General features: G+C 42.0%; 12 protein-coding genes, 1 other RNA gene and 1 pseudogene. 10 read left to right on the forward strand and 4 right to left on the reverse strand.

Annotation, left to right across the window (positions count from 1 at the left end; all coding sequences use genetic code 11):
* The 5 genes and pseudogenes from NWP17_RS04790 to recJ all read left to right on the forward strand — a co-directional run.
* Positions 1-1,151, forward strand: a pseudogene (locus NWP17_RS04790) (tetratricopeptide repeat protein); the annotation flags it as partial.
* Positions 1,152-1,427: 276 nt separating this feature from the next.
* The gene (def, locus tag NWP17_RS04795) at positions 1,428-1,991 is read left to right on the forward strand and encodes a peptide deformylase (RefSeq protein ID WP_280653774.1); all 564 of its coding nucleotides are present in this window, start codon (positions 1,428-1,430) and stop codon (positions 1,989-1,991) included.
* A 10-nt stretch (positions 1,992-2,001) separates the two neighbouring features.
* Positions 2,002-2,205 carry a hypothetical protein gene (locus NWP17_RS04800; RefSeq protein ID WP_280653775.1) on the forward strand — a complete coding sequence of 68 codons (204 nt, stop codon included), beginning with the start codon at positions 2,002-2,004 and terminating at the stop codon, positions 2,203-2,205.
* Positions 2,206-2,316: 111 nt separating this feature from the next.
* On the forward strand, positions 2,317-3,123 hold the full coding sequence (locus NWP17_RS04805; protein WP_280653776.1) for a PD-(D/E)XK nuclease family protein: 807 nt from the start codon (positions 2,317-2,319) through the stop codon (positions 3,121-3,123).
* Positions 3,124-3,185: 62 nt separating this feature from the next.
* Positions 3,186-5,519, forward strand: a complete 2,334-nt coding sequence (gene recJ / locus NWP17_RS04810) for a single-stranded-DNA-specific exonuclease RecJ (RefSeq protein WP_280653777.1) — start codon at positions 3,186-3,188, stop codon at positions 5,517-5,519.
* 228 nt (positions 5,520-5,747) lie between these two features.
* Here the strand turns inward: recJ and NWP17_RS17575 are convergent, their stop codons facing one another.
* Both NWP17_RS17575 and NWP17_RS04815 read right to left on the reverse strand, forming a co-directional pair.
* Positions 5,748-6,140, reverse strand: a complete 393-nt coding sequence (locus NWP17_RS17575; protein WP_425332644.1) for a hypothetical protein — start codon at positions 6,138-6,140, stop codon at positions 5,748-5,750.
* Between the two features lie 1,132 nt (positions 6,141-7,272).
* Complete coding sequence (locus NWP17_RS04815) at positions 7,273-7,983, reverse strand: YdcF family protein (RefSeq protein ID WP_280653778.1); 711 nt, start codon at positions 7,981-7,983, stop codon at positions 7,273-7,275.
* Between the two features lie 378 nt (positions 7,984-8,361).
* Here NWP17_RS04815 and ctpB point away from each other — a divergent pair, with 378 nt between their 5' ends.
* From ctpB to NWP17_RS04830, 3 genes are all read left to right on the forward strand, one after another.
* The gene (gene ctpB, locus NWP17_RS04820) at positions 8,362-9,696 is read left to right on the forward strand and encodes a carboxyl-terminal processing protease CtpB (protein WP_280653779.1); all 1,335 of its coding nucleotides are present in this window, start codon (positions 8,362-8,364) and stop codon (positions 9,694-9,696) included.
* Positions 9,697-9,775: 79 nt separating this feature from the next.
* Entirely contained in the window at positions 9,776-10,738 is a 963-nt protein-coding gene (locus tag NWP17_RS04825; protein ID WP_280653780.1) for a glycosyltransferase family 2 protein, read from the forward strand.
* A 70-nt stretch (positions 10,739-10,808) separates the two neighbouring features.
* Positions 10,809-11,504 (forward strand): response regulator transcription factor, encoded by a 696-nt coding sequence (locus NWP17_RS04830; protein ID WP_280653781.1) that lies wholly within the window; start codon positions 10,809-10,811, stop codon positions 11,502-11,504.
* Between the two features lie 561 nt (positions 11,505-12,065).
* Here NWP17_RS04830 and NWP17_RS04835 read toward each other — a convergent pair.
* Positions 12,066-12,347 (reverse strand): Npun_R1517 family heterocyst differentiation transcriptional regulator, encoded by a 282-nt coding sequence (locus NWP17_RS04835; protein ID WP_280653782.1) that lies wholly within the window; start codon positions 12,345-12,347, stop codon positions 12,066-12,068.
* Positions 12,348-12,927: 580 nt separating this feature from the next.
* On the opposite strand from NWP17_RS04835, the gene ndhM reads away from it, so the two are divergent.
* The gene (gene ndhM / locus NWP17_RS04840; RefSeq protein ID WP_280653830.1) at positions 12,928-13,287 is read left to right on the forward strand and encodes an NAD(P)H-quinone oxidoreductase subunit M; all 360 of its coding nucleotides are present in this window, start codon (positions 12,928-12,930) and stop codon (positions 13,285-13,287) included.
* A gap of 134 nt (positions 13,288-13,421) precedes the next feature.
* Positions 13,422-13,814, forward strand: a transfer-messenger RNA (tmRNA) gene (ssrA, locus tag NWP17_RS04845).
* Positions 13,815-13,912: 98 nt separating this feature from the next.
* On the opposite strand, the gene NWP17_RS04850 is transcribed toward ssrA, so the two are convergent.
* Complete coding sequence (locus NWP17_RS04850) at positions 13,913-15,355, reverse strand: serine/threonine protein kinase (RefSeq protein ID WP_280653831.1); 1,443 nt, start codon at positions 15,353-15,355, stop codon at positions 13,913-13,915.
* Positions 15,356-15,358 lie beyond the last annotated feature (3 nt).

Genomic DNA, 15,358 nt, shown 5'->3' on the forward strand with positions numbered 1-15,358 from the left:
GTAACAGAATATTAGGAGAAAAAGCAGAAAATGTGGAAAAAGCCATCGCTGCTTATTCTGCCGCACTTAAAGTTTATACCCCCAGTGCTTTTCCTCAACAATGGGCAATGACGCAAAATAATCTGGGGAATGCTTACCGTAACAGAATATTAGGAGAAAAAGCCGAGAATGTGGAAAATGCCATCGCTGCTTATTCTGCCGCACTGGAAGTTTATACCCGCAGAGCTTTTCCTGAAGATTGGGCAGGAACGCAATATAATCTGGGGATTGCTTACGGTGAGAGAATATTAGAAGAAAAAGCCGAGAATGTGGAAAATGCCATCGCTGCTTTTTCTGCCGCACTGGAAGTTTATACCCCCAGCGCTTTTCCTCAAGATTGGGCAGGAACGCAATATAATCTGGGGATTGCTTACGGTGAGAGAATATTAGAAGAAAAAGCAGAAAATGTGGAAAATGCCATCGCTGCTTATTCTGCCGCACTGGAAGTTTATACCCCCAGTGCTTTTCCTCAAGATTGGGCAATGACGCAATATAATCTGGGAATTGCTTACTATGAGAGAATATTAGGAGAAAAAGCAGAAAATGTGGAAAATGCCATCGCTGCTTTTTCTACCGCACTGGAAGTTTATACCCCCAGCGCTTTTCCTCAACAATGGGCAGGAACGCAAAATAATCTGGGGAATGCTTACCGTAACAGAATATTAGGAGAAAAAGCAGAGAATGTGGAAAATGCCATCGCTGCTTTTTCTGCCGCACTGGAAGTTAGAACCCGTAGCGCTTTTCCTCAGCAATGGGCAATGACGCAAAATAATCTGGGGAATGCTTACCGTGAGAGAATATTAGGAGAAAAAGCCGAGAATGTGGAAAAAGCCATCGCTGCTTATTCTGCCGCACTGGAAGTTTATACCCCCAGTGCTTTTCCTCAACAATGGGCAGGAACTTTGTTCAATCTCGGTACTTTATACCAAAATGAAAAGAAATTTGATTTAGCTTACAAAACTTTTGCTGATGCCATCCCAACAGTAGAATCTTTACGGGGAAAAATTATTTCTGGAGATGAAAGCAAACGTAAACAAGCAGAAGAATGGAATAGGCTTTATGTTGGCATGGTGCAAGTGTGCCTAGCCTTGGGGAAAAAACTGAGGCGATAGAATATATTGAACGCAGTAAAACCCGCAATTTAAATGACTTGATGTTATTTAAACTACAGGCTGATATCATTGAGTCAGGGAAGAAATTCCCTGATCTTAAGCTGAAGTGGGTTGAAACCCACTAGTTTATGGTTTTGTTATGTGGTTCTGGTTCTGTAACGCGAGGAAATTAGCCCACAGCCAACAAGTCAGTAGTTTTGGCATATCCACAGATGACGGTGGGAGATTGATAGAATTGAAATATTGGGAATTTTCACAACTTAGTCACTGATCATCATGCCTTCTCAAATTACCGTCGAGAAAAAAAAGTTAAAAAATCCGCCTTTACAACTTCACTATCTGGGCGATCGCGTGCTGCGTCAAGATGCCAAGCGCATTGCCAAACTAGATGATGACATCCGTAAAATAGCACGGGAAATGTTGCAAACTATGTACAGTAGCGATGGTATTGGTTTGGCTGCTCCTCAAGTGGGAATTCATAAACAACTCATTGTCATTGATTGCGAACCAGATAACCCGGCTAACCCGCCTCTGATCTTGATTAACCCGACGATTAAACAAGTAAGTCGGGAACTGTGCGTTGCCCAAGAAGGGTGTTTAAGTATTCCCAACGTTTACTTAGATGTCAAGCGTCCCGAAGCGGTAGAAATTGCCTATAAAGATGAATACGGCCGTCCCCAAACTCTGAAAGCTAATGACTTACTGGCGCGCTGCATTCAACACGAAATGGATCACCTCAAAGGCGTGGTATTTGTAGATCGTGTAGAAAATTCCTTGGCTTTGTCCCAGGAGTTATCTAAAAATGGCTTTTCTTATCAAGCCGTGAAACCATTAGTATAAGGTAATAATAGTGTATTTAACTCCAAAAAGCGGTTTATTTCTGGCTGGTGCTTGCATAACAGCCATCGCCGGCGTTGGTTCAGTGTTTGAACTGAGTTCTGGACAACCTGATTTAGGTGTTCAAGTAACTACAATTATCCTGGGATTGAGCATTCCCCTCACTGGATTATTTTTCATTGCCGCAGTGAAGGACGCAAGGGCTAACATTAAATAAACATCAGGTAAGTAAAAAGGTAAGAAGGTGCAAAAAGTTACAAAAAGTTACAATTCATCCTTCTACCTTTGATCACGTGTTATGACAGCTTGAGTACCTGAAATAAAAAAAATGCTCACAGAAACAACTCTAAACTTACACCTATCACAAGGACATCTCAAATTACTAGAGACTTGTCCGCGTAAATTCCAACACACCTATTTAGAAGAACTCAACTCCCCCTCAAACCCTGAACAGCAAGAAAACCAAACTTTAGGTAGTCGCTTTCACCTGCTGATGCAGCAGCGAGAGATGGGTTTACCAATTGATAGTTTACTGGAAGGGCATATTCAACTGCAAAAGTGGATGTTAAACTTTACTAATGTAGCACCAGAAATTTTAACCCCTACTCAAAACCAAAGTTTCCGCGCCAGTGAACATTACCGCACACTGCAACTGCAAAACTATTTACTGACTGTTGTTTATGATTTATTAATTACAGACCGGGAAAAAGCCCAAATTCTCGACTGGAAAACTTATCCTACACCCCCAAAAGACCACCAATTACAAGAAAATTGGCAAACAAGACTTTACTTATATGTTTTAGCTGAAACTAGCGCCTATTTACCAGAAAATATTTCCATGACTTACTGGTTTGTTCAATCAGAAGGTCAACCGCCGAATATTAACAATATTAAGTTTAATTACAATACTACCCAACACCAGCAAATAGGTAAGAGACTGGATCAACTATTAAATCAACTAACTAACTGGTTGGAAGATTACCAAACTAATCAATTCTTCCCCCAGGTGCGGGAAAATAGTAAAATATGCAATGATTGTCATTTTGCCCCCCGTTGCCATCGCACCCAAGCTAGGGAAAAATATCACAAGAATTATTTACCTGATTTTGCCAACATTCAAGAAGTATCTCTCTGAACTGGAATAAAGTAAATTACCTCATACTAGGTAGATTGTTTGATATTTTTTGACTTAATTCAATGCAGTGGATTATTACAACACCTGAACAACCACCAGACTGGTTTATCCAAATTGTGAAGCAGCATACACCAGAATCAAAGGGATTGTATGCAGCACAGTTATTATGGAAACGGGGAATTAAAACCAGCCAGCAGTTAGCAGCCTTTGTCAATTATACAAGTTACCAGCCAGCTAGTCCCTTTGAGTTTGACCAAGAAATGCGCCTGGCAGTGGCAAGGCTGGAACAGGCACGCCATAACCATGATAAAATCGCCATCTGGGGAGACTTTGATGCTGATGGCATCACCGCTACTGCTGTTTTATGGGATGGTTTAGGGGAGTTTTTTAGTCAAAATACTCAATTAATTTACTACATACCCAATCGCCTCAAAGAGTCCCACGGGCTGAATTATCCAGGTATTGATAACTTACAAAAACAAGGTTGTAAGTTAATTGTCACTTGTGACACGGGCAGCACTAATATAAGTGAAATTATTTACGCCCAACAGTTGGGTATAGATGTAATAGTTACAGACCATCACACCCTACCTGAACAACGCCCACCAGTGACAGCAATTATCAACCCCCGCTATTTGCCAAGTGAACATCAATTATTTCATCTATCTGGGGTGGGTGTTGCTTATAAGTTAGTGGAAGCCCTTTATTTAACTCTGCCTGACATTCCTAAAAACCCATTAACAGATTTATTAGATTTAGTGGCAGTGGGGTTAATTGCTGACTTAGTGCAACTGAGTGGAGATTGTCGATATTTAGCGCAGTTGGGTATTCAACGACTGCAAGCAGATTATCAACAACCACCCGCAAAGCGACGACGGCCAGGGATAGGGCGATTATTACAATTATCCCAGAAAAATGGCGATCGCCCCACAGATATTTCTTTTGGTCTCGGTCCACGGATCAATGCTGTTAGTCGCATCCAAGGTGATGCTAGTTTCTGTGTGGAGTTATTAACTAGCCGGGATGTGAAACATTGTGATCAACTAGCAGAAACTACAGAATTGGCCAACACTCGCCGCAAATCTTTACAAAAAGACATACAAGGGCAAGTAATAGAAAAACTTTCGCAGTTGGACTTATCCACCACTAACGTTATTGTCTTAGCAGATAGGCAATGGCCCACGGGAGTATTGGGTTTAGTTGCTGGACAAGTAGCCCAAGAAACAGGCCGCCCGACAGTTTTATTAAGTACAGAAGACATTTCCCTAGCCAGGGGTTCGGCCCGTTCGGTTAACTCTGTAGACTTATACCAACTAGTGAAAAACCAAGCACATCTATTACATAGTTTTGGCGGACATCCCTTTGCTGCGGGTTTAAGCTTATTACCAGAAAATATTGCCTTATTTACAGATGCTATTAATCAGCAGTTGCGGCAGTCTTTGGGGGGGAAAACCCTCACCCCTACAGTACAAGCAGATTTGACAGTTACTGTTGCTGATTTAGGTAAAGAGTTATTTTTAGAACTAAAACTACTGGAACCCTGTGGTATGGGAAACCCTGTACCAAAACTGTTAATTCAAAATTGCTGGTTTGAAAATTCTCAACAACGTAACCAGCAGGATTGGAAAGGAAAAAAAGTACAGTATATTAAAACTGACTTTGACATTCGGGATGAGTCTAGGGAAAAAAACTTTCCTGGTGTGTGGTGGGGACATTATCAACATGAATTACCGCCGGGTCGGTGTGATTGTATAGCCGAGTTAGACTATAACCCTGTGAAAAAACGCCATGAAATCCGACTAATTGCCGTCCGTCCCGCGCAAAACTCCACAGATACCAATACAGAAGCCAGCAACAGTATTTTTATTGATAGGATTTTAGATTACCGTCGTCAAGAATATTCACCACTTAAAACTCAAGACTCAATACTTTTAATGGAACATTGCCCCACTAACTGGGAAGATGTACGTAAATGTTTAAAGCAATGTCTGGATTATAACCAAAAACTAGCGATCGCCTGGTCTAAACCCAACCATCAACCACCAGAGGAAATTTGGCTGACCTTAGTTGGTATTGCCAAATATCTAAGTCGGACAAATCAATCGGTTACTTTGTTCCAACTATTACAAAAACTCAGTATCCGCCTCCAAACTTTATCCCTGGGAATAGAAGCCTTACAATCTTTAGGTTTCACAGTAGGTTTCACAGTCACCACCAAAGACGATAATTTTTACATTAATTGGAATAGCAATCACCAACCACCACAAATGAGTAATGCAGCTGTGGAAAGATTTTTAGCCGCCATTAGTGAAGAACAATTCCAACAAAATTATTTTGCTGAAGTTCCTCTATCCACAATTCAAACCATCCAACATCTCCCCATACTTTTTTGTTAACCAAGGTGAGTTAGATGTTTATAGTAGTAGCACACTCTTCTAGAGTGTTTCTATGGGGGTATACGGAAAGTTCAACACCCCCAATTCCCCGCAAGGGGATGGACATACTGGCATATCTAAATCAGCAATTCTGGTGACATTTTTGTTAACTAGGGTGAGTTAGATGATTTAAGTTAACTAGTCCTCACGGGCTAACAACATGACAAAATGTAAACTGCACTAAACACTTCAAAACTCCTGAACTCTAACCCCAGTCACTGTTTCACCCATATTAAGAAATGTAAAGCCAGCCTCAAAACCGTTGCATGGAGCCACAGCTAGCCACAGCCAGTCAAAGAATGTAAATAAAAGTAAAGATATTAAAAAACCCTTGACTTGTTGGTAAAACCCTGTTATATTGGTTCCATAAGCTGAAAACCAAAACTTCAGCACCCCAGCCACAGCTACGCAAGCAAGATAATACATCTCAAATTCCGTAGTCTCGTGCAACCGAACCTTGAAAACCAAATACAGCAATAGTTTCCTATAGGTAGGGTTCAACACCCCAATTCCCCCGCAAGGGGATGGAAACTCTACTTCGCACTCTGACCAATCAATTTCATACATTTCATCGTTCAACACCCCAATTCCCCCGCAAGGGGATGGAAACCTTAGTTATTGAATGCTAAGACTACTTGATTAGGTCTAACAAGTTCAACACCCCAATTCCCCCGCAAGGGGATGGAAACCCTTGTAATGGTTATTGAATTTGAAGTCTTTTGATAACTACAAATAGGTTCAACACCCCAATTCCCCCGCAAGGGGATGGAAACCTTATAGTGAGCGTATGCTGACAATATAATGTCATAATTAGTTCAACACCCCAATTCCCCCGCAAGGGGATGGAAACCTTTCATTTAGTTGAATAGTAGGTACAATGAATGTTCAACACCCCAATTCCCCCGCAAGGGGATGGAAACTTTTCGATAGAATTTTTAATTCTATCAAAAAAATTACAGTTTGGTTCAACACCCCAATTCCCCCGCAAGGGGATGGAAACTCAGACCCAAAATCTTCTATCTCGTATTCAAACAATCCACAATCTGGGTTCAACACCCCAATTCCCCTGCAAGGGGATGGACATACCGGCTGGAAGCCGGTGCTACTCACCCTATGCACGTAGGTTCTAAAATTAGTCGGTTTTAACCGACTTCAGCTATTAGACAGGGAATTTATTCCCTGGCTTCCTCCATTTCCCCGCAAGGGGATGGACATACCGGCTGGAAGCCGGTGCTACTCACCCTATGCACGTAGGTTCTAAAATTAGTCGGTTTTAACCGACTTCAGCTATTAGACAGGGAATTTATTCCCTGGCTTCCCCCATTTCCCCGCAAGGGGATGGACATACCGGCTGGAAGCCGGTGCTACTCACAGTTTTAACCGACTTCAGCTATTAGACAGGGAATTTATTCCCTGGCTTCCTCCATTTCCCCGCAAGGGGACGGACATACCGGCTGGAAGCCGGTGCTACTCACCCTATGCACGTAGGTTCTAAAATTAGTCGGTTTTAACCGACTTCAGCTATTAGACAGGGAATTTATTCCCTGGCTTCCTCCATTTCCCCGCAAGGGGACGGACATACCGGCTGGAAGCCGGTGCTACTCACAGTTTTAACCGACTTCAGCTATTAGACAGGGAATTTATTCCCTGGCTTCCCCCAATTCCCTGCAAGGGGATGGACATACCGGCTGGAAGCCGGTGCTACTCACGGTCATTAATTAGAACTAACACCACCCTTGTATTCACAATGAAAACCGCGGTTTTGCCATACCTGCATATCTAAATCAGCAATTCTGGTGACATTTGAGCATTTCGGCTGGATAACTTGACTCAAAACCCCCCAAAATAAGCTTCTAGTTACATCTAATCCAGTTTTCCAGCCAGACTCATGATTACCCGGAATACCCTCCTCAACAATAATATCTGGCTCCACCCAAATACCATGAGCGCCCAAAAGAATCTGTCCTAGCCATTTAGCTCTAGGTAGGTGACTTTCTGAAGTAACTAGTTTAACTTTATGTACTCCCCATTGCCGCAAAATGGGAATCCCGTAATAAAAATTCTCAAAAGTTGAAATTGCACAATTTTCTGTCCACACCCGTTGTAAATCTGCTGCTTCCCTTTGAAAGATTAGCCATAGACAAGGTGGTTGAGAACCGCCGGAAATTAGAACTGGAACTTGTGGATATTTTTGTATTGTTTGGGCTACATGAATTTCTCGGCTAATACTACCCCCCAGGACAAAAAAAGCATCTACAGGCTGATGTGATGCCCAAACTAGAGTGATAGTGGTGAAAATCAGCCAAACACCGCACATAAAGCATAAACCACCAGCTATTTTTGGTATTGATTGCCACATTTTACCTAATTTTAACAACCAAGAAAGTGATGGTTTTTTCGGTTTTTTGGTAAATTTATGCTTCATAACATAGCTAATAAAATCTGGTTTTCATCTCTTGAAAAATAATTATAATTAATTTAGTAAATTACTGTCTTGTCAAGTTAATATGAGATGTAAAAATGATATAGCATTTCTTAAACACATGAGATACAAATGTAAAAGATCGTCTTGTAATGTGAGTATCCCTCGACTATACTTTGACTATACTTTGAGTATACTTTGACCACCCTCTGTACTCAGTACTAAGGATGTACTCCATTTGGGCAAAATTCCCTAAGCTCAGAAAACGATCAGGAGAAAATAATGGGCTAACATAAATAAATTATAAGTATAAAAACCGAGAAATTCCCTAATACTTGATTGCCACGCTGTCAAAAAAACAACTATACTCCACTGGTATACATGAATCAATCTGTGAAACACTACTCCCCCCTACAAGCGGTATTGATTGGTGGAGCTATTGCCACCACTGCCACCGTCTCTGTATTTGCTCCGGTTTGGACTCGCTGCGTTCTTGCTGCCTTAGAGGATAGCCCAAAAGCCTTAGTTGACCAAGTATGGCAGTTGGTAAATAGTGAATATGTTGATGGCAGCTTTAATCAACAAGATTGGCTAGCCATGAGGCATACCTTATTAGGTAAAAAATATTCTTCTCAGGAACAGGCTTATGAAGCAATTCGCGAAGCCTTGCAAAAACTGGGTGATCCCTACACCCGGTTTATGGACCCCCAGGAATATCAAGCTTTAAGTAGCCAAACCGCTGGGGAAGTATCCGGTATTGGCATTCGCATGGAAATCAATGACAAAACTCAACGCCTCACGGTATTGGAAACCATCGAAAATTCTCCAGCCCTCGCAGCTGGTGTTAAATCAGGTGATGAGATTTTGGCAATTGACGGTAAATCAACCCAGCAAATGTCATTAGAAGATGCTTCTGAGTTAATTCGCGGTAAAATTGGTACTTCCATAACAATTAAACTAGGAAGAACAGGGCAAAGTCCCTTTAGTTTGCAGCTAACACGAGCAATCATTGAAGTGCCGACAGTGCGTTACACTCTCAAGCGAGAAGGTAACCGTCGGGTTGGTTATATCCGCTTGCGGGAGTTTAGTGGCCATGCTTCCGAGCAAATGCGCCGAGCGATTCAAGATTTAAACAGTGAAAATGTGGATGCTTTTGTGTTAGATTTGCGGGGAAATCCCGGTGGTTTGTTAAATTCCAGCATTGAAATTGCCCGGATGTGGTTAGATAACGGTGGCATTGTCCGCACTGTTAAGCGTACCGGCGGGAGTGAGTTAACTAAAGCCAATCGCACGGCTTTGACTCAACGACCCTTGGCCATATTAGTAGATGGTAATTCAGCTAGTGCTAGCGAAATCCTCACCGGCGCAATGAAAGATAATAACCGAGCCGTGGTTATTGGTAGTAAAACCTTTGGTAAAGCCATGGTGCAGTCTGTTCATGAATTAGCCGATGGTTCCGGTTTGGCAGTGACCATTGCCCACTACTACACCCCCGATGGTACAGATATCAATAAAAAAGGCATCATACCAGATATTAAGTTAGATTTAACAGCAGCACAACAGCGTCAACTGGCCAATAATCCCAATTTACTGGGTACAGAAAAAGATCCACAATATGCCAGGGCTATCACTGCACTATCAACTCAAAACTTTGCTCAACCCCCAGGACGTATTAACCAACCAATGAGTTCTGGCGGTATGGATTTAAAATTTTAGCTGAGAGGATATAGAACTGGGAATACTCAATCAGTAATTCCACCTTTCTAAAAAAAACTCACTAAAAAACTCTTATTGTATGAATCGGCCAGTTGATTCAACCACTAGTAATACCTTATTGCCCATGGTATCAGTGGTTGTTCCTATTTATAACGGTGAGGCGGATCTACCTGCATTAATCCAGTGTCTGCAAGCTCAAACTTACCCCCAAGACCGAGTAGAGTATTTACTGGTGGATAATAACAGCAGCGATCGCACCCTAACTCTGCTGAAAGCATCGGCTAAAAATTGCCCTTTAATTCGTGTTTTGGGGGAAAATAAAATTCAAAGCTCTTACGCAGCCCGCAATACTGGAATTCGTGCTGCGGTGGGGGAAATTCTCGCTTTTACAGATGTTGATTGTCATCCCCAACCCCAATGGCTACACTCCTTGATCCAGCCTTTTGCTGATGCGGGTGTGGTCATTGTTGCAGGTGAGATTGTCTCATTACCAGGTAATAGCATCTTAGAAAAACACGCACAGCGTGAAGAAACCTTATCCCAGAAGCATACTCTGACTAATTCTTTTTGTCCCTACGGTCAAACGGCTAATTTAGCCATTCGCCGCATTGCTTTAGAAACAGTAGGTTTATTTAGACCTTTTTTAACTACTGGTGGTGATGCAGACATTTGCTGGCGCATTCTGCGGTCAAATATCGGGCGGTTAGAATTTGCACCCAATGCCATTATTCAACATCGCCACCGGGCTACCCTCAAGGAATTACAAAGTCAATGGCGACGCTACGGACGCTCTAACCGCTATCTACATGAATTATATGGTGTAGAATTAATGCCAGAGATCACAGCCAAATATTGCAGTTATCGCTTGACGCGGTGGTTAGTTAAGGAACTACCAAGGTATATTGTACAAGGGATGGCTGGTAAAGCCACCCTGGTGGATTTATTAAATACTCCCATTGGTTTGTTTACTGCCAGAGCGCGTTTTATTGGGCAAAGAGATGCTACATTGCCCGAAAATGCCCAAAACATCCCCCGGCTGTAACACCAACTGAGTTGATCAATAACTGCCAACTTTCGCTAAATTGGAAAAAGGTTAATACAGGGAAAATTCAATGTCAGCACAACTGTTACTGGTAGATGATGAACCAGGATTGCGGGAAGCCGTAAGAGATTACTTACAAGAAAGCGGTTTCGGCGTTCAAGTTGCCAGTAACGCCACTGAGGGGTGGGATTTAATGCAGCAAAGCACACCCGATTTAGTTATTTCTGATATCATGATGCCCCGTGTGGATGGCTATCAGTTCCTTAAACAACTGCGGGAAGACCCCCGGTTTCAAACCCTCCCAGTTGTATTTTTAACTGCTAAAGGGATGACAGGCGATCGCATCCAGGGTTACCAAGCCGGTGTTGACGCTTATCTATCCAAGCCTTTTGACCCAGATGAATTAGTGGCTATAGTGGAAAATTTACTATCTCGTCGGATGGCTAAGGTTACGCCAAGTACAGAAGAAGGCGAAACCATTGACATTGCTGAGTTAGCCAATCAAATTGCTCAAATCAAAGCCTTATTAACTCAAAGAAGTGCCATATCCCCTTCTCCGGCCCCATTTAAAATTGACTTGACCCCCAGAGAGCAAAGTGTTTTAAATCTGGTAGCAGAGGGACTAATGAACAAAGAAATCGCCCGACGTTTAGAAACCAGTGTCCGTAATGTGGAAAAATACGTGAGCCGTTTGTTTAGTAAAACTGGAACCAATAGCCGCACTGAGTTAGTTCGTTTTGCGTTGGAACACGGTTTGACTAAGTAGAGCCTACTTACTTGTTTTTAGGTTGATATCAAGATGGTGTATTGTTCAGGAGGACAACACACCGGATTGATGTTGATTAATTGATTAATTGGTTAATTGATATTTTGGTGTTTATTTTGTTTTCTGTTTTGACAGTAAAACCAACTATTGTTTTATTACCTAAGTATATACTTAGTGCCGTGATTGCTCTTTGAAAATCAATAGTGTTTTAATTTGAATACTGTTTTAATCGCAACACCATTAACCTGATAACTAATTACCGTAGCTACTGGTTGTATTAAAACAATTCAAGGGTGGAAATTAACAGAGCAAAAAAACTATATCAAATACTGAAAGAGTAGACACACCATTATAACTACAGTACCAATCTACCTAAATGCTTTTTTGCCTTTCAAACAACAGAATCAACCTGAGAGATGCTACTGCATTGATCTATATAGAAAGTAACTGTTTGTTAGCACATATGGGTATATGAACTAACTTGAAAAAAGTTGATTATTTCATACTTAACTGCTGATTTTGCCGTTAGTGAATAACAGCTTGATATTGTTAGATTTTTAACTATTGACTGTTGTCACTAGCATTACGTAAACGCATTAACTGGCGACGCATGGGGGGGGAAGCCTTGAACTCAGATACTTCCTGCGCCTTGACAGATGCTTGGAGCATCTCTAAAAACTCATCAGAGCCTTCCGTCAAAGCGTCCAGTAAAACTTGTAGTAGCTGCTCGCGATCGCCCAGCAGACTTTTTTCTTCTATCAACCGGAATTTGAGATGTATTTCGCATTCATAAACACCTGCTTCGATATTATTTTTTTGGCGTGGTAATGCTTTAGAGTTCATATTTCTCAGGATTAGGTTACTTAGTGGTCGAGAGGGTGAGGAACTGTCTCCCCAGCCCAAATCCTTGATATTTTTTGTATCCACGGTCTGGAATGAAAAATCTTGTAACAACAGTTGTATTCTATATTGTCTCTCCTTAGTTTTTTCTAGTTGGACTGAAAACCTTAACTGGTTTCTTGTTGATCCAAATCTGGTTAGAGGTAAACCATAACTATTATTCAGTTTTTAATACCTTATACAATAAAGTTTCTGTAATAACTTGTTCAACCTTTTTAAAAGGTTTTTACAGCAACTTTATTTTATATGATTAATAGTTTGAGTTTTGACTGTTTTTTTTAGTGTTTTTACGTAAATGTAGTGACCAATCAATGATTTTTCTCATGACTAGAGCTAGTTTCAGCTAAAATCCGTGAAATTACTAGATGTACCTTTTATCTAACCGGAAAATTTTATCATGTTCATGAACAAATTAAGAGGGGTCGGGCGATGGACTCAATCAGGTGAGCAGGCATTTAAGCCACGGCATAAGTTCTACAATGAATTTAATGTAATTCAACTCAACCCGACAGCCTTTAGAATTATGGATAACTCAATGCTGCTCAAGTCAACAACTCGGCATATTCGCATCTTCGCCGCGGAAATTGACCAGGATGGGGAAATGGTTCCTAGTCATCAGGTGTTAACCTTAGATATTGACCCAGACAACGAATTTAATTGGAACGAAGACGCCTTACAAAAAGTTTATCGCCAGTTCGATCAACTGGTAGAAGCATCTAGTGGCGCTGACTTAACGGACTACAACCTACGTCGCATAGGATCAGACTTAGAGCATTATCTGCGATCGCTCCTGCAAAAAGGCGAAATCAGCTACAATCTTTCTAGTCGGGTTACTAACTACAGTATGGGACTGCCTCAAGTCGCTGCCAACGAAAATCAATAGAGATTTTTATCCTGATACTGGGGTATGGCATTGGCCCAGCCCCCAACTAGCTGAAAAACTGGTTAAAAAAAAATATTTTCTAGCTCTCAACACATTTCCCCCAAAGCGTATTATAATCGAGATATAAGCCCCATGGGTCCGTAACGGTTTCGACAGGTTGGCGAACGCTACTCTGTGACTCAGGTCGAGAGTGAGTCTCCTCTCGCAAATCAAAGGCTCAAAACAAAAGTAAATGCGAACAATATCGTAAAATTTGCTCGTAAGCCTGCTCCTGTAGCAGTTGCCTAATAACCTCTTACAGGTTCGAGCGTTTCTAGTTTGACTCCGTTAAGGACTAGAGACCTAACCCCAACGGATGCTCTAACAAGTATTCTCTGGTTGACTTGTTAGCTAAGAGTTAATCAGAGCATCCTACGTTCGGGACAATGAACGATTCCCGCCTTGAGGGTCAGATAGGCTAAACCTGTGAATGAGCGGGGTACAAATACCCAATTTGGACAGCAGTTCGACTCTGCTCGGATCCACTGAATAAAAACAAGCCCACCAAACACCAATGAGTTGAAGTGGGTTTTGTTTTGTCAATGATATTGATACTCCCTGGGGAGTGTCAACTGATCGGTAATAGTTAATTTGGCTGATTTTCCCCAGTAGGAACCACCACAGCAGGAGGCTGGGATGGTTTTATTTCCCCTGGTGCTGGACTTGGTGGTGTGGTGGTGGGTGAAGCCTGACGAGTTTCACGGATTTCTCGCAGCCTTTCTACTAAAGATGGTGTGGGAGCAACACTGGGTTGTACAGGCGGGTCAGTAGTGACTTTTGGCTGAGTTTCCGTTTTTTTGTTGCTAGTAGTACTGGGAGTTTGGTCTTCAGCCAAGGGAATATCAGGCCGGCGTTTTCTTCTAGGAGTTCTCACTGGTGCAGAGTTACCCGGCGAAGAAGTAGGCGGGGTTTGACTGTTGTTATTCTGTTGTTTTTTAGATTCAGAAGGCGAGGCTGCTGGTTTGTTTATTTCCGGCTTCAATGTGGGCTGTTCAAATAAGGGATCCGAAGACGACTGTGGCTGAAAATGAGAAAATAAGCTGGTAATGCCAAAACCTGCTGTACCAGCAAATACCGCCACACCCAGGGCTATGAATATTTGAGCGGTTTGATGTGGTTTGGGGCTACTTGGCTTTCGTGGTAATTTTTTTCCCGGCTTTTCCACAGGTAAAACTATAGTTGGTACTGCTTGAGTAGGAACTGCATTATGTGTATTTACTTTAATTTCAGGTAACAACTGCAACCATTCACCCACTGTTGCTGGGCGAAATTGAGGTTCCATAGCCATACCACGGAGAATGGCTTGATTAACTGCTGCACTCAGGTGGGGTTGCAGTTCCCGAGGAGCAGCCATTTCTTCGCGATCGCGTAGTAATGCAGGTAAAGGAACTTGTCCTGTCAATAAAGCATACAAAGTCGCCGCCAAACCATAAACATCTGTAGCGGGTGTGCGCTGTGCTTGGGTCAAATATTGTTCCACCGGAGCATAACCTTCAGAAACAATACCCGTGTGAGTTTGCTTAACACCATGATTAAATTCACGGGCGATGCCAAAATCAATTAGTACTACTTCCTGAGTTCCTTGACGCAGGATAATATTATCCGGCTTAATATCCCGGTGCAGCAAACCATTGTGATGTACTACTTGTAATGCTGACCCAACTTGACGAATATAATGAATTGCAGTTACTTCTGGTAAAGGTATCCCTGGCAATACAAATGCTTCTCCTAAAGTTTCCCCAGGAATATATTCCATCACCATGTAAGGCAGTTGGTCTTCCACAAAAAAATCACTGATGCGGACAATATGAGGGTGGATACAACTAGCCAATCTTCTGGCTTCATCTTGGAATTGGCGCTCAAACTTGGCAAAATCAGGATGTTGGCGGAGTTTTTCATTAATAGTTTTCATAACCACTTCCTGACCCAAGTAGTTATGAGTGGCTTTAAAGGTAATACCAAAGCCACCACGCCCTATTTCCTGGATTAGGGTATATTTGCCATCCTGCAAAGTTGTGCCTGCTAACATAGG

This window comes from Chrysosporum bergii ANA360D (assembly GCF_029891735.1).
GTDB classification, from domain to species: domain Bacteria; phylum Cyanobacteriota; class Cyanobacteriia; order Cyanobacteriales; family Nostocaceae; genus Umezakia; species Umezakia bergii.

Excerpts from the sequence above, each read along its gene's own strand:
- NWP17_RS04825 (WP_280653780.1), top strand. The coding sequence starts at position 9,776 with ATGAATCGGCCAGTTGATTCAACCACTAGTAATACCTTATTGCCCATG.
- NWP17_RS04835 (WP_280653782.1), bottom strand. The coding sequence starts at position 12,347 with ATGAACTCTAAAGCATTACCACGCCAAAAAAATAATATCGAAGCAGGT.
- recJ (WP_280653777.1), top strand. The coding sequence starts at position 3,186 with ATGCAGTGGATTATTACAACACCTGAACAACCACCAGACTGGTTTATC.
- NWP17_RS04830 (WP_280653781.1), top strand. The coding sequence starts at position 10,809 with ATGTCAGCACAACTGTTACTGGTAGATGATGAACCAGGATTGCGGGAA.
- ndhM (WP_280653830.1), top strand. The coding sequence starts at position 12,928 with ATGGATAACTCAATGCTGCTCAAGTCAACAACTCGGCATATTCGCATC.
- NWP17_RS04850 (WP_280653831.1), bottom strand. The coding sequence starts at position 15,355 with ATGTTAGCAGGCACAACTTTGCAGGATGGCAAATATACCCTAATCCAG.
- def (WP_280653774.1), top strand. The coding sequence starts at position 1,428 with ATGCCTTCTCAAATTACCGTCGAGAAAAAAAAGTTAAAAAATCCGCCT.
- NWP17_RS04805 (WP_280653776.1), top strand. The coding sequence starts at position 2,317 with ATGCTCACAGAAACAACTCTAAACTTACACCTATCACAAGGACATCTC.
- NWP17_RS04815 (WP_280653778.1), bottom strand. The coding sequence starts at position 7,983 with ATGAAGCATAAATTTACCAAAAAACCGAAAAAACCATCACTTTCTTGG.
- ctpB (WP_280653779.1), top strand. The coding sequence starts at position 8,362 with ATGAATCAATCTGTGAAACACTACTCCCCCCTACAAGCGGTATTGATT.